Below are 21187 nucleotides of genomic sequence, written 5' to 3' on the forward strand. Positions count from 1 at the left end.
TTTTTTAGCATCTGCTGCAGGCGGGGAGGCACAGTCCTCCCCGGCTACAGCGGTAAGGAGAGCTTTATATGAAACGAAATGGAACGACCATATTGCTGACCCTTGTTTTTCTCATAGGGCTGTCCTTGCTGCTGTACCCCACAGCCAGCGACTATTGGAACTCGCTCCATCAGTCCCGGGCCATTGCCAGCTACGCAGAGGCGGTGGCGGAGCTGGATGATATTTCCTATGAACACTACTGGTCGGACGCACAGGCGTACAATGCCAATCTGTCCAACCGGAAACAGCGCTACCAGCCTACGGAGGAAGAACACGCGCTGTACGAGAGCCTGTTAAATATTTCCGGAAACGGCATTATGGGCTATATCGAGATCCCGTCCATCGGGGTATCTCTGCCCGTTTATCACGGTGTGGAGGATACGGTGCTGCAGATCGCCATCGGCCATATTGAAGGGACGTCCCTTCCTGTGGGCGGTTCCGGCACCCACTGCGTGGTTTCCGGGCATCGGGGACTGCCGTCTGCCAAGCTGTTTACCGATCTGGACAAGCTGGCGGAGGGAGACACCTTCCTCCTGCGGGTGCTGGATGAGGTGCTGACCTACGAAGTGGATCAGATTCACATTGTGGAGCCCCAGGAGGTAGATTTGCTGGACATTGAGGACGGGCAGGATCTGTGCACTTTGGTCACCTGCACCCCTTACGGCATCAATTCTCACCGCCTCCTGGTGCGGGGGCATCGGATTGAAAGCCAGGCGGAGGTTTCCGGCATCCGGGTTACGGCGGACGCCATGCAGATTGAGCCGATTTTAGTCGCCCCGGCGGTGGCGGCTCCCATGCTGTTTCTTTTGCTGCTCTGGCTGCTGTTCAGCGGCTCAAAGGGCAGAAAAAAGAAAAAGAGAAAAATAGAGGACAAAAAAGAAAGGAATGAGGAGAAATGCTTGTAAACATACAAAAATACCGGAAAGGGCTGGCCGTGTTCGCGGCGGCGCTGCTCCTGTTTCTTCCCTGCTTTCAGGGAATGGCCCAGGGGGCGGAAACCATGGATCCCAGCCGGGAAACCTCCCTGACCGTATACTTTGGCCACGAGGGGACGGGATTTTCCGGGGTGGAATTTCAGCTTTACCGGGTGGCGGAGATGTCTGAGACCGGAGCCTTTTCCCTGACGGGGAGTTTCGCCGCTTATCCCGTTTCCCTGAAAGGGCTGGACAGCTCCGGCTGGAGAGCGCTGGCCCAGACTCTGGACGCGTACATCGCCCGGGACGGCCTCTCTCCGGAGCGGACAGCGGTGACAGGCGGGGACGGTCTGGCGTCCTTTTCCGGGCTGTCCACAGGGCTTTACCTGGTGACGGGAAACGGATATGAGCAGGGGCGCTATACCTACACGCCGGAATCCTTCCTCGTCAGCCTGCCCGGCCTTAGCCCGGAGGGAGAATGGAGCTATACCCAGGCGGTTGCCGGAAAGTACGGCAGCACCTACGATCCGCCGGGAGGCAGCGGCGGCGGGGACGACGGCGGCACCGTAAGCCGGAAGGTCCTCAAGGCCTGGAGAGGGGACGAAGGGGAAAGCCGTCCGGAGGAGATCACCGTCCAGCTGCTGAGGGACGGGGACGTGTACGATACAGTGACCTTAAATCAGGAGAACAACTGGCGGCATACCTGGACCGATCTGGAGAAGGGCGGCCGCTGGCAGGTGGCGGAGGAGGAAACGCCGGAAGACTACACCGTTTCCGTTTCCCAGGAGGGGATTACCTTTGTGATGACCAATACCTACGGTCCGTCCACGGACATCCCGGAGGAGCCGGTGCCGGGAGGCGGCCTGCCGCCGGTGGAGTACATCCAGGAGGAATTGGTGCCCATGGCAATGCTGCCGCAGACCGGAGTGCTGTGGTGGCCGGTGCCGTTTTTGGCCTGCGGAGGCCTGTTCCTGTTTCTGATCGGCTGGGGAAGGGGACGCCATGAAGAATCCGAGAGGTAAGAGACGGCCGGGCGCGTATCTGAGAGCCGCGGGGCTGCTGCTGATGGCGGCGGCCCTTCTTTTGACGGGATATAACCTGTGGGATGACCGGAGGGCGGAAGGGAGCACCAGCCAGGTATTGGAAGAACTGGACAGCCTGACGGGTTCTGAGGAATGGCGGGAAGTGCTGGCCGGGCCGGGGGAGGAGGAGATTCCGGACTACCTTCTGGATCCGGAGATGGAAATGCCCACGGTGGAGGTGGAGGGAAACGAGTACATCGGCACGCTGGAAATCCCCTCCTTAGGCCTTTCCCTGCCGGTGATGAGCCAGTGGAGCTATCCCAGGCTGAGGATAGCCCCCTGCCGCTACCGGGGAACGGCCTACCGGGGAAATCTGGTGATCGCCGCCCACAATTACCGCGCTCATTTCGGACGGCTCGGGGAGCTGCCGGCGGGAGCGCGGGTGAGGTTTACGGACGTGGACGGAAATGTATTTTCCTACGAGGTGGCGGAAACCCAGGTTCTGGCTCCCACGGACATCCGGGAGATGGAGGCGGGAGACTGGGCGCTGACGCTGTTTACCTGCACCCTGGGAGGCCAGTCCCGGGTGACGGTGCGGTGTGACTGGGCGGAATAGGCAGAAATAGGGGCCGGGAGAGGATGACAGAGGATGACAAAGGCGCGGATGGCAGGAATGCGGTCCGCGCCTTTGGTGATTCCTTTCTAATTTCCGGCTAAAATCATGAGAATCCGGCAAACTAAAAAGAGAGCATGGGACGGCAAAGCGGGAACCGGCGTGTTTTTCGTCCAGAGAACCGTGTTCCGCCCTCGGGAAAACCGTGAGAAAAGAGTTGTGCGCGCCGCCGCGCTATGATAATATAATAACGATGTGATTAAGTCATACCTTATAGGAGGAACAATGGAAAATAAGAATATGCGGGAAACGACGAAAAACTGGATCGGCCTGGGGATTATGGCGGTGGCCGGCGCGGCGCTGGTGGCCGGTTCCACAGGCATTTACAGGAGCCTCAGCCGGATCGGACGTCCCATCAGCGAAACCGCGATCTATACGCCGGGAATTTACACTGGGGAGTCGAGAGGATACGGCGGGCCGGTGACGGTTCAGGTAGAGGTGACGGACCGGGAAATCGTTTCCATCCAGGTGGCCGGTGAAAAGGAGACGCCGGAGATCGGGGGAAGGGTGTTAAATGACCTGCCCTTTTTAATGCTCCGCAGTCAGTCCGCCGAGGTGGACAGCGTCAGCGGCGCCACGAAAACCAGTGAGGCTTTGAAAAAAGCGGTGAACAAGGCCCTGGCTCAGGCCAGAGGCGAGGAGATACAGGAGCAGGACAGCTCCGCGGCGGAGCCCATGACCCTGGCGGACGGCGAATACGTATACGAGGACGAGCAGTTTGACGAAAAAGGCTATAAAAACGTGATTAAGCTGACCGTGGAAAACGGAGCCATCGTTTCCTGTGACTGGGATGCGGTAAACGAGGCCGGAGAGGGCAAGAAACAGCTGTCCATGGAAGGCAAGTACGTGATGACGGAGGACGGGCTGCTGTGGGCGGACCAGGCGAAGGCCCTCGCGGAGTACGTGGTGGAGAACCAGACGGCCTCTGGCTTGGCAGACGAGGAAGGCTACGCGGACGCGGTGAGTGGAGTAAGCATCAATATCTTCGGTTTCGTAAACGGAGTGGAGGACTGTATGAGACAGGCCGCCGGTGAGACCGCCGTGGCGAAGGCATTGTCGGATGGCGAGTACGTATACGAGGACGAGGAGTTTGACGAAAAAGGCTATAAAAACGTGATTAAGCTGACCGTGGAAAACGGGGCCATCGTTTCCTGCGATTGGGACGCGGTAAATGAGGCCGGAGAGGGCAAGAGACAGCTGTCCATGGAAGGCAAGTACGTGATGACAGAGGACGGGCTGCTGTGGGCGGATCAGGCGAAGGCCCTCGCGGAGTACGTGGTGGAGAACCAGACGGTCTCCGGCCTGGCAGACGAGGAAGGCTACACGGATGCGGTGAGCGGAGTGAGCATAAACGTATACGGTTTCGTAAACGGAGTGGAGGACTGTATGAGGCAGGCGGCCGGTGAGACCGCCGTGGCGAAGGCCTTGGCGGACGGCGAGTACGTATACGAGGACGAGGAGTTTGACGAAAAAGGCTATAAAAACGTGATTAAGCTGACGGTGGAAAACGGGGCCATCGTTTCCTGCGATTGGGATGCGGTAAATGAGGCCGGAGAGGGCAAGAAACAGCTGTCCATGGAAGGCAAGTACGTGATGACGGAGGACGGGCTGCTGTGGGCGGACCAGGCGAAGGCCCTCGCGGAGTACGTGGTGGAGAACCAGACGGCCTCCGGCTTGGCAGACGAGGAAGGCTACACGGACGCGGTGAGCGGAGTGAGCATAAACGTATACGGTTTCGTAAACGGAGTGGAGGACTGTATGAGGCAGGCGGCCAAATAGGCAGCGGCTCAAAAGGAGGATTAAGATGAAAAAAGTAGAGGATTACATCAGAAGTATTCCGGATTTTCCGGAGCCGGGGATCATTTTCCGGGACATTACCACCATTTTGCAGGATCCGGACGGATTGAAACTGGCGGTGGACGGCCTGATTGATATGCTGAAGGACGTGGAGTACGACGTGGTGGTGGGCCCGGAGTCCAGAGGATTCATTTTCGGCGTGCCGGTGGCCTACGCGGAGCATAAGGGCTTTGTGCCGGTGCGGAAAAAGGGAAAACTGCCCTGCGAGACCATCGCCATGGAGTACGATCTGGAGTACGGCACGGCGGTGATCGAGATGCACAAGGATTCCATCAAGCCGGGCCAGAAGGTGGTAATCGTGGATGACCTGATGGCCACGGGCGGCACCATGGAGGCGATTATCAAGCTGATCGAGCAGCTTGGGGGCGAAGTGGTAAAGATCTGTTTCGTGATGGAGCTGGCAGGCCTGAAGGGGCGGGAGAAACTGAGCAAATACCCGGTGGAATCCCTGGTAATCTACGAAGGACATTAAAGAAATCAAATAGAAACAGGAGAGCGGCGCGGCGGGCGGAAGGTCTGCCGCGCCGCGCTTTTGATGCCGTAGGAAACGGCGGGCCCGACGGCGCCAAAATCTCCGGCGGGTGGCGCACTCCGCGCAGAGGAATATGGCTGTTTACGCAGCCGCGCTCCGGTGCGAGTGTGCGCCAAGCGCACACTTTTTATGAGAGAACAACAGGCCGCGCACCGGGAAAGCCGGCGGCAGAAAGGACGGATGGAGGATGAAGATGGTGAAAATGACGACGCTCTGCTACCTGGAGCGGGACGGGAAATATCTGATGCTTTACCGGAACAAGAAGAAAAACGACATCAACGAGGGAAAGTGGATCGGCGTGGGCGGCCATCTGGAAGGGACGGAAAGCCCCGGAGAATGCCTGGAGCGGGAGGTAAAGGAGGAAACGGGGCTGACCCTGACCTCCTATCAGTTTCGCGGAATCGTGACCTTTGTGCCCGCCCCGGACGAGGTGGAGTATATGTGTGTGTACACGGCGGACGGATTTACGGGGGAGCTGCGGGAGTGTAACGAGGGAGAGCTGCGCTGGATTCCCAAGGAGGAGATCGAAGGCTTGAGCCTGTGGGAGGGCGACCGGCTGTTTCTGCCCCTCCTGATGCGGGAGGATACCCCGTTTTTCTCCATGAAACTGGTGTACAGCGACGGGAAACTGGTCCACGTGCGGGTGGACGGCGCGGCGGATAAGAAAGGAGCGGCATGGGAAAAATAGTGCTGTTAGTCTCCCGGGAGGAGATGCTTTTCCAGGCCCACAACATTCTCCAGGAAAAACAGTACGAGATCCAGGAGATGAAGGTGGTGCGGACGGAGGACACGGTGATGGAGGCCAGGCAGATGATCGCCGGGGGAGCCACCATCATCATCGCCAGGGGGCTGCAGGCCTCTTTAATTAAACAGTATACCGACATTCCCGTGGTGGAAATCGTGATCACTGCCCAGGAAATGGGGCTTTTGGTCACCAGGGCGAAACAGATCTTAAAGAAACAGCGCCCGCGGATCGCTGTGGTGGGCTTTAAAAATATGTTCAGCGACATGACCTATTTTGACACCCTCTACGACATTGAGCTGACGGCTTACTACGCGGGCCGGGACGTGAGCCTGCACGAGGCGGCGGCGGAGGCGGTGGCCGACGGGGCGGAGCTGATTATCGGCGGAGATACGGCGGTGGAGGCGGCCTCGGCTGCCGGAGTGCCGTCCCTGTTTTTATCCACCACCGAGGACTCCATCCGGACGGCTTTTTCCGTGGCGGAGCGCATGGATTTTGCTATGGGCGCGGAGAAACGGAACGCCGCTCAGATGGAAACCCTTCTGGACTACTCCACCAACGGGGTGATGCGTCTGGACGGCACGGGAACCATCCTGTCTGCCAACCCCATGATGGAACAGATGATGGGCCGGGAAGAGCGGCAGGTGACGGGAAAAAAGCTGTGGGAGGTATTTCCGGAGACGGAGGAGGACGGGTTAAAACGGGCCCTGGAAACCGGGACGGAAAACTACTCCTGTTTTCTGCGGATGGAAAAGAACGCCTACCTGGCGGATCTGGCCCCCATTGTGGTGGACGGCCGGGCGGAAGGAGCGGTGTTTACCTGCACCAGAATCAAGCCCAGACGGGCGGAAAAGGAGCGGGAAAAGACGGAGAAAACCAGGTGGGGGCTGCGGGCCGCCGGGGATTTTGGCGACCTGCTCCAGAAATCTCCCGCTATGCAGGAATGCCTGCGAAAGGCCAAGCTTTACTCCCTGTCCGATTCTCCCATCGTCATTGAGGGGGAGTGCGGCACGGAAAAATGGCTCCTGGCCCAGTGCATTCACAGCAACGGCATGGTCAGCTCCGGCCCCTTTCTGCGGGTGGACTGCGGCACTGTGGACGCCGCTGACCAGCCGTCCCTGATCTTTGGGGAAAACGGGGCCGCGGCCAGGGCGGAGGGCGGCACCCTGTTTTTAGACGGGGCGGAGCGGCTCTGCCTGGCGGCTCAGGACAGCCTCTGCCAGCTGGTGGAGCGCCATGTCCGCCGCGGCGGGGACGGATTGCAGGAGACGCGGGCGGATGTACGGCTGATTCTGGCCTCGGAGGTTTCCCTGGCGGAGCTGACCCGGGAGGGGAAATTCCTGCGGGAGCTGTTTTTTGCCGCCGGCGGCCTTTTGGTGCGGATCCCGCCTCTGCGGGAGCGGCCGGAGGATCTGACGGAAAAGCTGGAACAGTCGTTAAAAGCCATGTGCGGGAAATATTCCAGGTATCACGTGCTCACGGCGGGGGCGAAAAAGGCCCTGGAGCGGTATACCTGGCCGGGGAATCTGGTACAGGCGGAGAGCTTTATGGAACGGCTCATTCTCACAGCGGGAAAGCGTTCCATCGACGAGGACATGGTAAACGGCCTGCTGGCGGAGCTGTACCCCCATATGGACGGGGAGCTGCGCCTGGGGGACGCGGTAAAGGGCGGCCGCCCGGACCGGCAGAAGCTGGCGGTGGAGATGGCTCTGGAGGAGTGGAACGGCAGCCGGGAGAAGGCGGCCCAGGCCCTGGGGATCAGCAAGGCGACGCTCTGGCGCTGGATGAAGAAGTATGGGCTGGAATAGATGAAGTTATTTTGATATAAATGAAATAAATAAATTTCATTTTAATGACAAATATGGACAATCCACAAAAAACAACCTTGTTTTCATGGAAAATGTCCATGGAAATCCCAGACAAACCCCGCTATAATGAGGTCAACGATGAGAGAGAGGTTTCCGGAGGACGAGGTTCCGGGCGGAAATCCAGAGTCTCTCCAATAAAAAATAAAAAGAGAGGTAATTGAAATGAAGGTAGGATTTATCGGATTAGGTATCATGGGCAGACCGATGAGCAAGAACTTAGTCAAGGCTGGTCACCAGCTGGTAGTGTTCGATTTCAATAAAGATGCAGTGGCAGACCTGGTTTCCTGCGGCGCAGAGGCAGCGCAGAGCGGCAAGGAAGTAGCGGAGAAATGTGATGTGATCATCACCATGGTTCCCAACTCTCCTCACGTAAGAGCAGCCCTGTTAGGCGAGGGCGGCGTTTGCGAGGGCGCTAAGGAAGGCACCGTTGTCATCGACATGAGCTCCATTGATCCCGTGGAGAGCAAGAAGATCGGCGCAGAGCTGGCAGAGAAAGGCATTGATATGCTGGACGCTCCTGTATCCGGCGGAGAGCCGAAGGCCATCGACGGAACTCTTTCCGTAATGGTAGGCGGCAAGAAGGAGCTGTTTGACAAGTACTACGATCTGTTAATGGTAATGGCTGGATCTGTTGTATACGTTGGCGAGCTTGGCTCCGGAAACGTTGCGAAACTGGCAAACCAGATCGTCGTTGCCTGCAACATCGCCGCTGTAGGCGAGGCTCTCGCGTTCGCGAAGAAGGCCGGCACCGATCCGGAGTTAGTATATCAGGCTATCAGAGGCGGCCTGGCAGGCTCCACTGTTATGGATGCCAAGGCTCCCATGATGCTTTCCAGAAACTTCAAGCCCGGATTCCGCATTGAGCTGCACATCAAGGATTTAAACAACGCCCTGAACGCCGCTCACGCCATTTCCGCTCCCGTTCCGCTGACCGGACAGCTCATGGAGATGATGCAGTGCTTAAAGGCAGACGGCTACGAGAAAGAGGATCACTCCAGCCTTGTGAAGTACTATGAGAAGGTTGGCAACGTGGTTGTAGAGCCGGAGAAACACTAATTCAGACAGAAGGCGGCTGCCAAAAGGCAGAAAATGAAGTTGTAGCAGGGGAGAATGTTTATCATGAATACAGATTTTATCAAGGGCGTAGTCGTTCCGATTCTCACTCCGATTGACGCTGATGAGAAGATTGACGAAGGGAAATTAAGAGATCAGGTGGATTATGTGATCGAGGGCGGAGTGCTGGGCATTCTGGCTTTCGGAAGCAACGGCGAGTTCTATGTGGTCGAGGAAGACGAGATGGAGCGGGGCTTAAAAATCATGCTGGACCAGGCAGCGGGGCGTGTACCGGTTTACTTTGGAATCGGCGCCATCAGCACAAAGAAATGCTGCAGGCTGGCGAAGATGGCCGTAGAGGCAGGGGCAGCTGGAATCTCCGTTCTTCAGCCCATGTTCTTAAAGCCCACGGAAACCGAGCTTTTCCAGCACTTTAAGACCATTGCGGAGTGCGTTCCGGAAACTCCCATGCTGCTTTACAATAACCCCGGACGTGTGGGCTACACCATGTCCGCCAACCTGGTGGAGCGCCTTGCACACGAGGTTCCCAATATCGTAGGAATGAAGGATACCAGCGGCGACATTACTCAGACGGCTGAGTTCATCAGACGGACCAGAGATGTGGGCTTTAAGGTATTCGGCGGCAAGGACACCCTGCTGTACGCCTCCATGTGCCACGGCGCTGTGGGCGGAGTGTGCACGGCTGCCAACTTCATGCCGGAGCTGATCACCGACGTTTACAACAAGTACGTGGCCGGTGACCTGGAGGGATCTTTAGAGGCTCAGTTTAAGCTGATCCCGGTGAGACTGTCCATGGACGGCGCGAGTTTCCCTGTTGCCGCGAAGGATATGGCAAATTTACGGGGCAGAAACGTAGGAGTTCCCTACACCCCGAATCTGCCGACTCCGGAAGGTCCTGTGCTTGACAAGATCAAGACGGAAATGCACAAGGCAGGATTGATCTGAAAAATGCCTAATGAATAAATAATATGATACATCCAACGGACCGGCGGCTTACCCAGATATGGCAGGCTGCCGGTCTGTCTGTACAGAGGCCTTCCGGCGTGCTATACTAAAGGAAAGATCCTGTGCGGTACAATGTGGAAATGGAGGATAGTATGAAATTTTTATTTGCTTCGGATTCATTCAAGGGGACTCTGTCCTCAGAGAACATCATCAGCCTTCTGACGGAGTCGGCGGAGAAGATTTTCCCCGGCTGTGAGACCTTCGGCGTGCCGGTGGCTGACGGCGGCGAAGGTACTGTGGACGCTGTGATCGCTGTGACCAAGGGGAATATCAAGAAGGTGACGGTACACGGGCCGTTAATGGAGGAGACGGAGAGCTCCTACGGCGAGTTTAACGGGGATTCCGCCATCATCGAGATGGCTGCGGCCTCCGGCTTGCCCATGGTTCCCGTGGAGAAACGCAACCCGCTAAACACCACCACCTACGGCACCGGGGAGCTGATCCGGGACGCCCTTGACAGCGGCTACCGGAAGATTTCCATCGCCATCGGCGGCAGCGCCACTAACGACGGAGGCATGGGCGCCATGACAGCCCTGGGTGTGAAATTCCTGGATCAAGACGGGAATGTGCTCTCCGGCATCGGCTCTGACCTGGGAAAGGTGGCGGACATTGATATAAGCGGCCTGCACCCGGCGGTGAAGGAGACGGAGTTTACGGTGATGTGCGACGTGAACAACCCCCTTACAGGGCCTACGGGAGCCACCTACACCTTCGGAAAGCAGAAGGGCGGCACCCCGGAGATCCTGGACCGGATGGAGGCGGATATGAAACACTATGCCCAGGTGATTTTAGAGAAACTGGGCGTGGACGCGGACCACTTTGAGGGCGCCGGAGCGGCCGGAGGGCTGGGAGCCGCGTTTAAGGTATTTTTAAAGGCGAACATGAAGTCCGGCATTGAGACGGTGCTGGATCTGATCGAGTTTGACAAGCTGCTGGAGGGCGTGGACCTGGTGGTAACCGGCGAGGGCCGCATCGACTGGCAGTCCGCCTTCGGAAAAGTACCCAGCGGCATCGGAATGCGCTGCAAGAAAAAAGGAATCCCGGCGGTAGCCATCGTGGGCGGCATGGGAGACGGGGCGGAGAAGATCTTCGACTTCGGCGTGGAGAGCATTCTTCCCACCATCAACGGAGCCATGGACATCGAGGAGGCCCTGGATCGGGCCGTGGAGCTCTACAAGGGCGCCGCAGACCGGATGTTCCGGATGGTGAAGGTGGGGATGGAGATGGAGAAGTAACTTAAGTTGGTAAGCTAGGCTGCGGAATATAACCGGGATTGTTGGTTATGTTTCGCAGCTTTTTGTGTCCTAGGCCACAAAAGCCTCCGGAGAGGTGCGTACTCCGTGCAGAGGGAGATGGCTGTTGACGCAGCCGCGCTCCGGCGCGAGTGTGCACTGCAGCGCATACTTTTAATCATTTTCTTTTCTTCTATGTATCGTGGCCACAGTGGGAAAATGATTTCGAACACATTAAGATATTTTCAAGAACTCTCAAGTTTCATTCATAAACGGTTCTGTGTTGTAAGTAAGCCGTCCTGTTATTATTAGTAGTCATTACCTTTTCCTAAATTGGATCATATGAAAACTGCATAAAAACATAGGGGGTGATTTGGCTAAAACAGAGGAATTGACGGAGAAACAGTTAAATTATTGACAATGTGTTATAACAGTTATATAATCTGATTAAAACAAAGAAAGGAGTGGACAAAAAAGGAGAAATATGGAAAAATATTAAATATAAGCAGAGTAAAATGAACGAATAAGGGGTAGAAACATGGCAGAGGAAACCTTTCAGACCGCCGCAGATGTGGCGTACCAGATCATATCACAGAAAATTCTGGATGGGGAATTCCCACCAGGCATGAAACTTTCCCGCCGAAAAATGGCAGAGGTGACAGGGGTCAGCGTAATACCAGTTATCGAAGCCTTAAAGAGGCTGGAGGAAGACAGACTGGTGGAGTCGAAACCTCAGTGGGGATCTTTTGTCACGACACCCACAGTGGAAAAGATCCGAGAAGTATATCAGCTCAGAGAGGCAATCGAGTGTCAGTCAGCGCGGCATCTGGCAAAACATATGACAGAGGGACAGCGTACCGTATTGATGGAAATTGCGACGGAGCTGGACACCGTGCCGTATAAAGCAGAGACTGTGATCGACAGTCGGAACAGCCACGTTTTGTTTCACAGAAAGCTGACGGAATTTACGGGAAATAGTCTTTTAATGGATACTTTGCGCCGGATCAATTTGTTCTATGTCCTTTGCAGGGCAATCGGGACAAATGCGCCCAGAGTAACATATCCTAGGTATTGGCATCGCTATTTAGTAGATGAAATAGCAAAAGGGGATCCGGATCACGCGGAACAGGTGATGCGGGAGCACATTAATGATTCATTGGTATTGCTGATAAACGATGAAAATTCCTAGTATGAGAAAAATCTGGAGAAGGATTTTTTATCTTTGTATGTTATAACAGTTATATTAATTATAACAATTAAGAAAATGGAGGGAAAAACATGAAAAAAATGGGAAAAAGAGCAACAGGTATTATGGTGGCAGCAGCTTTTATGATGTCCGCTGTGGCAGGATGTTCGGGCGGTGAAGAAACAGGAGTGGCACAGACGGGGGATACGGGAGAAACAAAGTATATCTCTATTGCCACATCTTCATCAGGAGGCGCGTTCTCCATTATTGGAACGGCAATGGCAGATATTATCAATAAGAATGTGCCGGGAGTATCCGCTAATATTGAGATTACCGGAGGTTCCTCCGAAAATATCCTCCTGGCGGAAAATGGCAGTGTAGAGCTGGCGATGACCGCCTCGGATGTGCTGGCCCTGGCCCTGAACGGGGAAGGCAGCTTTGAAGGAAAGCAGGTGCCGGAGGGAGAGCTGATGGGAGTCATGGGCGGACACCTGACCACCTTGCAGGTCTATGTGCTGAAGGACGGTCCCATTCAGTCCTATGCGGATCTGAAAGGGAAAAAGGTCGCTGTAGGACCTGCCGGATCCGTTGCGGGCGACGCGATGAAAACTATTATGGATGCTTACGGCTATGAGATCAACACGGACTGGACGCCGGAGTATCTGGCCCACGGTGACGGGGCAGAGGCTCTGACGGACGGCAACGTGGATGCAGTCTGCATTATGAGTACCATTCCCGCATCTCCGGTGTCCACAGCTGCAGCCTCGAAGGAGATCCGTCTGCTGGATCTGGACAAGGAGCAGTATGATCAGATCATGGAGCAGTGCAGCTACTATATTCCGGCAACGATTCCGGCGGATGTTTACAACGGACAGGACGAGCCAGTAGAGTATACTTTCGGAAGTGCCAGCATTATGATCGCTCATAAGGACATTCCGGAGGAGGAGATCTACCAGATGGTGAAAGCTCTGTATGAAAATAACGATGCCCTGGTAGCCGCTTATCCCCAGTGTGACGAGTGGAGCCTGGAAAATGCCACCAGAGGCCTGGAGGGCTTAGTGGAAATGCACCCAGGAGCTGTAAAGTATCTGGAGGAGGCTGGAACGATGAAGTAAGGGTCTGGCCTGCGGGCAGACACAGAGGATAAGGAGATCGGCTATGGAGAAAATACAAGGTAAAATTCAGGAAATAGGAGTGTTTGTGATCGGGCTGGTCCTGGCGGTGTTTCACATCTATACGTCGTATTTCGGCGCACTCCCGGCCTATCAGCAGAGGATTGTCCATCTGGTATTCAGCATGATGCTGGTTCCTCTATGCTACGATCTGGTCAAGACGAAAAAGGCAGGGATCCGGTTGGCCTACCAGATCGTGCTCATCGGTGCACTGGCGGTTATCGGAATCTACTCCTACTCAATCGCCAACGATATGTGGAAACAGACAGGAACCATGTCCACCATTGATCTGGTTCTAGGAACCATTTTGATTCTCATGCTCCTCTTTTTCACTTGGCGCGTAGTAGGGGCGGCTATGCCTATTATTGCCATTCTCTGTATTGTCTACGCGATTCTGGGGCCTCATCTGCCCAGGGGAATTGCTCACAGAGGATACGACTGGTCCAGGATTGTGGAACTGCTGTTTAAAGGAACGAATGGAATTTTTGGAACGCCCCTGGGGGTGTCGGCTATCTACGTGTCCATTTTCGTGATCTTTGCAGGGGTGCTGGAGGCGTCCGGTGCAGGCGATGTGTTTATCCGTCTGACCCAGTCTCTGCTGGGAGGTTTCCGGGGCGGCCCTGCCAAGGTGGCGGTGGTAGCCAGCAGCTTGTTTGGAACCATTTCCGGCAGCGCGGTGGCCAATGTGGTGGGAACCGGTTCCTTCACCATTCCCCTGATGAAGAAAAGTGGATTTCGAGCGGATTTTGCCGGTGCGGTGGAGACGGCGGCCTCGTCCGGCGGCCAGCTCATGCCTCCGGTGATGGGAGCAGCAGCTTTTATCATGGCAGATTATATCGGTTCTTATCAGGACGTGCTGATCGCAGCGATTATACCAGCGATTCTGTTTTACATTGCGCTGTTTATGATGATCGACCTGGAGGCATTAAAGCATAACCTGCTGGGACAGCCGAAGGAAGAATTGCCTAATTTTAAAGAGGAGCTGAAAAAAGGCTGGTATCTGCTGCTGCCGTTACTGCTTCTGATCTTCCTGCTGGTGGGAGTGCGGTATTCGGCTCAAAAATCGGCGTTCTTCTCCATTATCGCCCTGATTCTCATTATGCTTTTGTATCCGGGACGGAGAGAAAAATTTGGGAAAGTGATGAAACTGGTGGCCGGTTCCTCCAAAGGCATGGTGAGCGTGGCGCTGACCACCGGCACGGCGGGAATTATCGTTGGAATTTTAATGCTGACCGGTATTGGATACAAGTTATCCTCCCTTTTGATTGCCCTTTCTGGCGGGCACGTTATGGTTCTGCTGCTGCTGACCATGCTCACCTCCGTTATTCTGGGAATGGGAATGCCTACGTCGGCGGCCTATGTACTTCTGGCCACGCTGATTGTTCCAGCGCTGGAGCAGCTGGGAGTAGCAAAGATCGCGGCTCACTTTTTCGTATTCTATTTTGGAATCATGGCCAACGTGACGCCGCCGGTAGCGGTGGCTGCCTATACCGCGGCAGGTATTGCCAATGGGGATGCTATGAAAACAGGATTTATTGCGTGGCGTTTGAGTCTGGCTGGTTTCTTGCTGCCGTTCCTATTCTGTCTGAATCCGGCTCTGTTGGGAAAAGGGACACCGGTGGAAATCGGGCTGGCTGTAGTAACGGCTCTGATCGGTTCATACGGGCTGGCCACGGGCGTGCAGCGGTATTTTAAGGGCAATCTGTCCTGGATTCAGACTGCGGTCGTACTATTGGGCAGCGTCGGAATGCTGATGCCGGGGGCGGTGTCCGATGTCATCGGCGTGGTGCTGATCGCGCTGGTGTATGCGACTCAGATTGCAAAAGAGAGGAAACGGACAGCGGCGATGTCTTAAACGGGGCGTATGCCGTTGTGTGAAAGGAGAGAGGTCATGTCATATCGAATTTTAGTCCCTCAGGCGATTGCGTCGGAAGGGGTAGCGTATTTGGAGGAACGGGGCTATGAGGTTGTAAACGGCTCCGGAGCCGCGGAGGAGGATTTAATCAGGGATGTAGTGGACTGCGACGGGATTCTCCTTCGGACAGCTCCTGTGACCAGGGCTGTGCTGGAGGCCGGAAAGCAGTTAAAAATCGTGGCCCGGCATGGAGCGGGGTACAACAATGTGGATCTTAAGGCTGCGGAGGAGCTGGGAATATGGGTGACAAATGCGCCGGATTCCACTACGAAAACGGTGGGAGAGTTTGTGCTGGGAGCTCTGCTGGCGTCTGCAAAACGCACATTTTTGATGAATAAAAAAATGGCGGAAGGTGAGTTCTTTTATAAGAACAATCACAAAGGAGTAGATGTAAGAGGCAGGACGCTGTCTGTCATCGGTTTCGGACGGATCGGGCGCGAGGTGGCAGAAAAGGCCCATGCGGCTCTGGATATGAAGATCCTGGCCTACGATCCTTACGCAAAACCGGAGAGCTGTCCGGAATATGCCCGGCTGGTGGACTGGGAAACAGCGTTTCGAGAGGGGGATTTTGTAACTCTTCATATGCCTCTGACAGCGGATAACCGTGGTTTTATCGGAGCCAGGGAATTTGCCATGATGAAACCGACGGCTCATTTTATCAACTGCGCCAGAGGCGAAGTGGTGGACGAACCGGCGCTGGTAGAGGCGCTAAAGACCGGGCAGATCGCTGCCGCATTTCTGGATGTGCTGACAGAGGAGCCGCCGAAACCAGACAATCCGCTGCTGCACATGGACAATGTGAGCCTCACCCCTCATATGGCCTCCAATACAGAGGAGTGCATGGCGCTCATGGCCACGCAGGCCGCCTCACAGATTCATCGGGTTTTATCCGGAGAAAAACCGGATTGGCCGGTCAATCATCCGGAATGGACGAGGATGGCGTAATGCCGGAATCTCGGGGCGCAGTTCGGAAACGGTGGTGGCAAAGGCATAGTTACAGGAGAAATCTATGAAAAAAAGAACATATGTTTGTTCTGGTAAGTGTATTATAGCCGATTCTTAGGGAGATGTCAATACCAAAAACGAACATTTGTTCTTAAATCATAGAATTTTTAAACCAATTTTTCAGATTAAAATTTATAGGATTTCAAAGAATAGTCTATAAGCAAAACACAGGTATGGCCATGTGTCGGTTTCCATCCGACAGTGTCATTTCAAACGCCATTGGCCAGACCGTTTCAGAGGCTCAAGCCGATTTTACAGAGGGCGAGCCGAATGGGAATGGGTCTGGCCGGTGGCGTTTTTGCCTGTATGTCTATATCTGTTTCTCGACATATCTGCGGGGAGAGTGATAAAAAGGTAGACAAATCATGCCTCTCATTTCATAATGAAAAGGAAGAAAATGCAGGAGGAAAGAAAAATGCCATACAAAATACTCATCCCCCAACCGGTAGCCCCGGAGGGAGTGGAATTTTTAGAAGATCAGGGTTACGAGGTCCTCATGGGAACCGGAGTGTCGGAGGAGGCGCTCCTTCGGGAGGTGGCGGACTGCGACGCCGTGCTTTTGCGGACGGCCCCCTTTGACGGGAAGATTCTGGAGGCGGGGAAACGGCTCCAGGTGGTAGCCCGCCACGGCGCCGGCTACAATAACGTGGATCTGGAGACAGCGGCCCGTCTGGGAATCTGGGTGACCAACACGCCGGATGCCACCACCTCCTCCGTGGCGGAGTTTACCCTGGGGGCGCTCATCTGCTGTGCCCGGAATATGGCGGCCTGCGGCCGCCGGATGAAGGAAGGGGAGTTTAGCTATAAAAATACTCATAAAGGGATGGATCTGCGGGGGAAAACCCTGGCGGTGATCGGCTTTGGCCGTATTGGCCGGGAGGTGGCGAAAAAGGCCCATCTGGCCCTGGGAATGCGCATTCTCGCCTATTCCCCATCCCTGACGCCGGAGAAGGCGCCGGAGTACGCCGAGGCGGCAGAGTGGGAGAAATGTTTCCGGGAGGCGGACTTTGTGAGCCTTCATATGCCACTGAAGGAGAGCACCAGGGGGATTGTGGGAGAGAAAGAATTTTCCATGATGAAACCCACCGCCAGGCTGATCAACTGCGCCAGGGGCGAGGTGGTGAAGGAGGCGGAGCTGATCTGCGCCCTGGAAACGGGGGAGATCGGCGGGGCGTTTCTGGATGTGTTTGAGAAAGAGCCGCCTCAGCCGGACAATCCCCTGTTTTCCATGGAAAACGTGACGGTGACTCCTCACATGGCCTCCAACACGGAGGAGTGCATGGCGCTCATGGCCAGACAGGCGGCGGAGCAGATCCACCAGGTGCTCTCCGGAAACCGGCCGTCTTGGGCGGTGAACCGTCCGGAACACCCGAGAAATATTCTTAAGAATCATTAAGGAAATGGGCGGGCACTTGCTTTTGCCTGGGTTTTCGCTATACTGGTAGTATGAACAGCGAGGAGGTTTACAGAAATGAAATTGTGGAAACGAATGCTCACGGCGGCAGCTCTCGCCAGCGCGCTCGCATCACAGCCGGTGTCCGCGGCCGAGGGGGAAGTGATCAGAAATGAATGGCAGAACGAAAATCTGGGGCCGGGGGTAGCCCGCTGGGTGGACGAGAACGGAAATGTGTCCGACCAGACCGGTGTAAGGCCGGAAGACCAGGCCCAGGCGGCGGAAGTTCCGGACGGACCGGGGACAGACGTAGCGGCAAAAACAGCGGCGGACGGCGCGACGGCAGGCCAGGACGGAACCGGTGCGGCCGCGGAGACGGGAGAAACGGGAAATGAGGCAGCCAGCGCCCAGGAAGGCGCGTCCGGCGGGGAGAATGCCGGGACAGATGGGGCAGAGACAGCGGGAGGAGATGCCGCGGCGGCAGAGGGACAGGGCGAAACGAACGCCCAGGAGACTGGCCGTGTGATCGACCCGGCAAAGCCCATGGTCGCGCTCACCTTTGACGACGGCCCCTACGCGCCGGTGGGAAACAGGATCATGGACTGTCTGGCTCAGTATGACGCGAAGGCCACCTTCTACGTGGTGGGAGAACGGGTTCCTTCCTATACGGCAGAGCTCCAGCGCATGGTAGCCGAGGGCCATGAGATCGGCAACCACACGTATTCTCACAAATATCTGAACAAGTTAAATGCCGCCCAGATCCGCCAGGAGATCGACCGGTGCGCTGATACGGTCCAGGCGGCCTGCGGCGTCCGCCCGGTTACTGTGCGTCTTCCCGGAGGAAACAAGAACGCTACGGTGCTGGCCACGGTTCAGGAACCCATCGTCCTCTGGAACGTGGACACTTTGGACTGGAAAACCCGCAATGCCCAGAAAACGGTGAGTGCCGTGCTGGATCATGTGCAGGATGGGGATATTATTCTGATGCACGAGCTTTACCAGGCCAGCGGGGACGCGGCCCTGCAGATCATTCCGGAGCTGCACAACCGGGGATACCAGATGGTGACAGTGAGCGAGATGGCCCAGTACCGGCGCGGCGGCTGGCAGAACGGCCAGGTGTATTATAATATGAGGCCATGACGGCGGCCGGGGAGGAGTCAGAGATGAAACGGATCGGATTGCTGGGAGGAATGAGCTGGGAAAGTACGGTGACGTACTATCAGATGATCAACGAAGCAGTGAAACGCAGGCTGGGCGGCCTGCACTCCGCGGAGCTGGTACTGTACAGCGTGGATTTCGCGGAGATTGAAAAGTGTCAGGCAGAGGGCGACTGGGAGAGGAGCGGAGAAATCCTGGGCGAGGCGGCTGCCGCCCTGGAGCGGGCCGGGGCAGAGATGATTTTAATCTGCACCAACACCATGCACAAGGTAGCGCCGCAGATTCAGGCAAACATCCAGGTTCCCCTGGTTCATATCGCGGAGGCGACGGCGGACGAGTTAAACCGCCGCGGGATTCGCCGGGCGGCCCTTTTGGGGACGAAATACACCATGACCCAGGATTTTTACAAGGCAAAGCTGGTAGATGCGGGAATCGAGGTTCTGGTGCCGGACGAGGCGGACATGGAGACGGTCAATGACGTGATCTATCAGGAGCTTTGCCTGGGAGAGATCCGGGCGGAGTCGAAAGAAAAATTTCTCGCCATCATCCGCCGCCTGGAAAGCCAGGGCGCGGAAGGCGTGATCCTGGGCTGCACGGAGATCGGCCTGCTGGTGAAACAGGAAGATGTGGAGCTGCCGGTGTTTGATACGACGCTGATCCATGGGGAGAAGGCGGTGGAGATGGCGCTGGAATAACACGTTGGCGAAAAAGGGACTTGTGAATTCTTTTTGAATCTGCTATATTTGCAATACGGAAAGTCGGAACACAAAAAAAGGCGGCCTACCCTCCATAATCGGAGGGGCAACCCCTCCGGACGAGAGAAAGGAGGGCGATTGCTGATGTATGTTACATATTCGGATTTAATCCAGATGGGAATATTCATCGTAGCTCTTGTCAGTCTCATGTATGAGATGTTTAAGGGAAGAAAATAGCCGCCGCTACCACCAATAGCGACGGCTTGTAAAATATAAGCTGTTGATTGCAGGGTAGGCCGTGTGTCTCCGGCTTTCCCTTTTCTACCCCTACTATATCACATTGAAAAACAGTCTTCAAGGGGCAATGGGAAATTTCCGCCGAGAATTTCCGCCGCCCACAAGCCTCTCCGCCGCCGGCCTCATCTGCTTTCCCCTCTCATTTCCCCGCCTATTTCTCCTCCACCACCTGAAAAATATAAAACTTCAGATAATAAGACGAATCCGCCGCCCACAAAATGGGATGGTCCGCGGCTTGGGTGCGGTATTCTACCTGGCGGAGGCGTTTGTGGCAGCTGACAGCGGCCTCGCGGATGGTTTTGGAAAACAGCTCCGGGTCCATAAAGTGGGAGCAGGAGCAGGTGGCCAGAAATCCGCCGTCCTTCACCAGCTTTAAGCCCCTCATATTGATCTCCCGGTAGCCCTTGACGGCGTTTTTGATGGAGGCGCGGGATTTGGTGAAGGCGGGCGGATCCAGGATGACCACGTCAAATTTCTCCCCCTTAGCCTCCAGCTCCGGCAGCAGGTCAAACACGTCGGCGCAGACGAAGGAAACACGGTCAGAAAGGCCGTTTAACTCCGCGTTTTCCCGGGCCTGGGCCACGCCCAGCTCCGAGGCGTCCACGCCCAGCACGGAGGCGGCTCCGGCAATGCCGGCGTTTAAGGCAAAGGAGCCGGTGTGGGTGAAACAGTCCAACACCCGCTTGCCGGGACAGAGACGCTGGATGGCCAGGCGGTTGTACTTCTGATCCAGGAAGAACCCGGTTTTCTGGCCGTCCTCCACGTCCACCATGTATTTCACGCCGTTTTCCACGATCTGTACCTTTGTGTCAAAGGGCTCGCCCACAAAGCCTTTATACCGCTCCATCCCCTCCTGGAGCCGTACCTTGGCGTCGCTGCGCTCGTAGATACCGCGGATGGAAATGCCGTCCTCCGCCAGCACCTTCTTTAATTTTTCCAGAATTACCGGTTTCCAGCGGTCGATGCCCAGGGCCAGGGATTCCACCACCAGCACGTCGGAAAACTTGTCTACCACGATGCCGGGCAGGAAATCCGCCTCCCCGAAGATCAGGCGGCAGCTGGAAGTGTCCACCGTGCTTTTCCGGTATTCCCAGGCGTTTCTCACCCGCATTTCGATAAAGGATTCGTCCACCACGGCGTCCCGTTTCCGGGACATGATCCGGACGGTGATTTTGGACTTGGTGTTGATAAATCCATAGCCCAGGAAATAACCGTCAAAATCCTCCACTGCCACCATGTCCCCGTTCTCAAAATCCCCGGTCACAGAGTCGATCTCATTGTCATATATCCACAGCCCGCCGGCCTTCAGGGCACGGGCCTCTCCCTTTTTAATGCGTACAACTGCCTGTTTCATTTCGTTTGTTCCTTTCTCTTACGGCCCCCGCTCTGGAAAACATATCATTTAGCA

At 55.8% G+C, this 21187-nt stretch carries 18 protein-coding genes; 17 read left to right on the top strand and 1 reads right to left on the bottom strand.

The genetic code is table 11. The features are described 5' to 3' along the window. Positions 1-68: 68 nt before the first annotated feature. The 17 genes from B5E84_RS10735 to B5E84_RS10815 all read left to right on the top strand — a co-directional run bounded on the left by B5E84_RS10735 (position 69) and on the right by B5E84_RS10815 (position 19482). Positions 69-944, top strand: a complete 876-nt coding sequence (locus B5E84_RS10735; RefSeq protein ID WP_087222552.1) for a class C sortase — start codon at positions 69-71, stop codon at positions 942-944. Further along, positions 935-1975, top strand: a complete 1041-nt coding sequence (locus tag B5E84_RS10740) for a Cna B-type domain-containing protein (RefSeq protein ID WP_087222554.1) — start codon at positions 935-937, stop codon at positions 1973-1975. Before B5E84_RS10735 ends, B5E84_RS10740 begins: the two co-directional genes overlap by 10 nt. Further along, entirely contained in the window at positions 1956-2591 is a 636-nt protein-coding gene (locus B5E84_RS10745; RefSeq protein WP_087222556.1) for a sortase, read from the top strand. Before B5E84_RS10740 ends, B5E84_RS10745 begins: the two co-directional genes overlap by 20 nt. A gap of 282 nt (positions 2592-2873) precedes the next feature. Further along, a complete protein-coding gene (locus B5E84_RS10750; protein ID WP_087222558.1) occupies positions 2874-4427 on the top strand; it encodes an FMN-binding protein in 1554 nt (517 codons plus the stop codon). Between the two features lie 25 nt (positions 4428-4452). Continuing rightward, positions 4453-4977 carry an adenine phosphoribosyltransferase gene (locus B5E84_RS10755; protein WP_087222560.1) on the top strand — a complete coding sequence of 175 codons (525 nt, stop codon included), beginning with the start codon at positions 4453-4455 and terminating at the stop codon, positions 4975-4977. A gap of 253 nt (positions 4978-5230) precedes the next feature. Continuing rightward, a complete protein-coding gene (locus B5E84_RS10760; RefSeq protein WP_334293414.1) occupies positions 5231-5725 on the top strand; it encodes an NUDIX hydrolase in 495 nt (164 codons plus the stop codon). After that, the gene (locus tag B5E84_RS10765; protein ID WP_087222564.1) at positions 5713-7587 is read left to right on the top strand and encodes a PrpR N-terminal domain-containing protein; all 1875 of its coding nucleotides are present in this window, start codon (positions 5713-5715) and stop codon (positions 7585-7587) included. The genes B5E84_RS10760 and B5E84_RS10765 overlap by 13 nt, the downstream gene beginning before the upstream one ends. 216 nt (positions 7588-7803) lie before the next feature. After that, the gene (gene garR / locus B5E84_RS10770) at positions 7804-8703 is read left to right on the top strand and encodes a 2-hydroxy-3-oxopropionate reductase (protein WP_242963349.1); all 900 of its coding nucleotides are present in this window, start codon (positions 7804-7806) and stop codon (positions 8701-8703) included. Positions 8704-8766: 63 nt separating this feature from the next. Then, the gene (locus B5E84_RS10775; protein ID WP_087222594.1) at positions 8767-9666 is read left to right on the top strand and encodes a dihydrodipicolinate synthase family protein; all 900 of its coding nucleotides are present in this window, start codon (positions 8767-8769) and stop codon (positions 9664-9666) included. A gap of 152 nt (positions 9667-9818) precedes the next feature. Further along, positions 9819-10961 (top strand): glycerate kinase family protein, encoded by a 1143-nt coding sequence (locus tag B5E84_RS10780; protein WP_087222568.1) that lies wholly within the window; start codon positions 9819-9821, stop codon positions 10959-10961. Positions 10962-11496: 535 nt separating this feature from the next. After that, positions 11497-12147 (top strand): GntR family transcriptional regulator, encoded by a 651-nt coding sequence (locus B5E84_RS10785; protein WP_087222570.1) that lies wholly within the window; start codon positions 11497-11499, stop codon positions 12145-12147. Between the two features lie 89 nt (positions 12148-12236). Next, entirely contained in the window at positions 12237-13259 is a 1023-nt protein-coding gene (locus tag B5E84_RS10790) for a TAXI family TRAP transporter solute-binding subunit (RefSeq protein WP_204248576.1), read from the top strand. A 43-nt stretch (positions 13260-13302) separates the two neighbouring features. Further along, positions 13303-15171 (top strand): TRAP transporter permease, encoded by a 1869-nt coding sequence (locus B5E84_RS10795; RefSeq protein ID WP_087222572.1) that lies wholly within the window; start codon positions 13303-13305, stop codon positions 15169-15171. 36 nt (positions 15172-15207) lie between these two features. Beyond that, positions 15208-16176, top strand: a complete 969-nt coding sequence (locus B5E84_RS10800; RefSeq protein ID WP_087222574.1) for a hydroxyacid dehydrogenase — start codon at positions 15208-15210, stop codon at positions 16174-16176. A gap of 475 nt (positions 16177-16651) precedes the next feature. Next, entirely contained in the window at positions 16652-17632 is a 981-nt protein-coding gene (locus B5E84_RS10805; protein WP_087222576.1) for a hydroxyacid dehydrogenase, read from the top strand. Positions 17633-17707: 75 nt separating this feature from the next. Further along, positions 17708-18769, top strand: coding sequence for a polysaccharide deacetylase family protein (locus B5E84_RS10810; RefSeq protein WP_242963347.1), 1062 nt, complete (start codon positions 17708-17710; stop codon positions 18767-18769). A gap of 23 nt (positions 18770-18792) precedes the next feature. After that, entirely contained in the window at positions 18793-19482 is a 690-nt protein-coding gene (locus B5E84_RS10815; protein ID WP_087222600.1) for an aspartate/glutamate racemase family protein, read from the top strand. Positions 19483-19930: 448 nt separating this feature from the next. Here B5E84_RS10815 and B5E84_RS10820 read toward each other — a convergent pair whose 3' ends face one another. After that, on the bottom strand, positions 19931-21133 hold the full coding sequence (locus tag B5E84_RS10820) for a class I SAM-dependent rRNA methyltransferase (RefSeq protein WP_087222578.1): 1203 nt from the start codon (positions 21131-21133) through the stop codon (positions 19931-19933). Between the last annotated feature and the right edge of the window lie 54 nt (positions 21134-21187).

Origin of the sequence: Lachnoclostridium sp. An14 (genome assembly GCF_002160755.1) — a bacterium.
In the GTDB taxonomy this organism is placed as follows: Bacteria; Bacillota; Clostridia; order Lachnospirales; family Lachnospiraceae; genus Lachnoclostridium_A.

Excerpts from the sequence above, each read along its gene's own strand:
- B5E84_RS10815 (WP_087222600.1), top strand. The coding sequence starts at position 18,793 with ATGAAACGGATCGGATTGCTGGGAGGAATGAGCTGGGAAAGTACGGTG.
- B5E84_RS10790 (WP_204248576.1), top strand. The coding sequence starts at position 12,237 with ATGAAAAAAATGGGAAAAAGAGCAACAGGTATTATGGTGGCAGCAGCT.
- B5E84_RS10800 (WP_087222574.1), top strand. The coding sequence starts at position 15,208 with ATGTCATATCGAATTTTAGTCCCTCAGGCGATTGCGTCGGAAGGGGTA.
- B5E84_RS10740 (WP_087222554.1), top strand. The coding sequence starts at position 935 with ATGCTTGTAAACATACAAAAATACCGGAAAGGGCTGGCCGTGTTCGCG.
- B5E84_RS10795 (WP_087222572.1), top strand. The coding sequence starts at position 13,303 with ATGGAGAAAATACAAGGTAAAATTCAGGAAATAGGAGTGTTTGTGATC.
- B5E84_RS10810 (WP_242963347.1), top strand. The coding sequence starts at position 17,708 with ATGAAATTGTGGAAACGAATGCTCACGGCGGCAGCTCTCGCCAGCGCG.
- B5E84_RS10775 (WP_087222594.1), top strand. The coding sequence starts at position 8,767 with ATGAATACAGATTTTATCAAGGGCGTAGTCGTTCCGATTCTCACTCCG.
- B5E84_RS10820 (WP_087222578.1), bottom strand. The coding sequence starts at position 21,133 with ATGAAACAGGCAGTTGTACGCATTAAAAAGGGAGAGGCCCGTGCCCTG.
- B5E84_RS10750 (WP_087222558.1), top strand. The coding sequence starts at position 2,874 with ATGGAAAATAAGAATATGCGGGAAACGACGAAAAACTGGATCGGCCTG.
- B5E84_RS10745 (WP_087222556.1), top strand. The coding sequence starts at position 1,956 with ATGAAGAATCCGAGAGGTAAGAGACGGCCGGGCGCGTATCTGAGAGCC.
- B5E84_RS10785 (WP_087222570.1), top strand. The coding sequence starts at position 11,497 with ATGGCAGAGGAAACCTTTCAGACCGCCGCAGATGTGGCGTACCAGATC.
- B5E84_RS10765 (WP_087222564.1), top strand. The coding sequence starts at position 5,713 with ATGGGAAAAATAGTGCTGTTAGTCTCCCGGGAGGAGATGCTTTTCCAG.
- B5E84_RS10735 (WP_087222552.1), top strand. The coding sequence starts at position 69 with ATGAAACGAAATGGAACGACCATATTGCTGACCCTTGTTTTTCTCATA.
- B5E84_RS10780 (WP_087222568.1), top strand. The coding sequence starts at position 9,819 with ATGAAATTTTTATTTGCTTCGGATTCATTCAAGGGGACTCTGTCCTCA.
- B5E84_RS10805 (WP_087222576.1), top strand. The coding sequence starts at position 16,652 with ATGCCATACAAAATACTCATCCCCCAACCGGTAGCCCCGGAGGGAGTG.
- B5E84_RS10755 (WP_087222560.1), top strand. The coding sequence starts at position 4,453 with ATGAAAAAAGTAGAGGATTACATCAGAAGTATTCCGGATTTTCCGGAG.
- B5E84_RS10760 (WP_334293414.1), top strand. The coding sequence starts at position 5,231 with ATGGTGAAAATGACGACGCTCTGCTACCTGGAGCGGGACGGGAAATAT.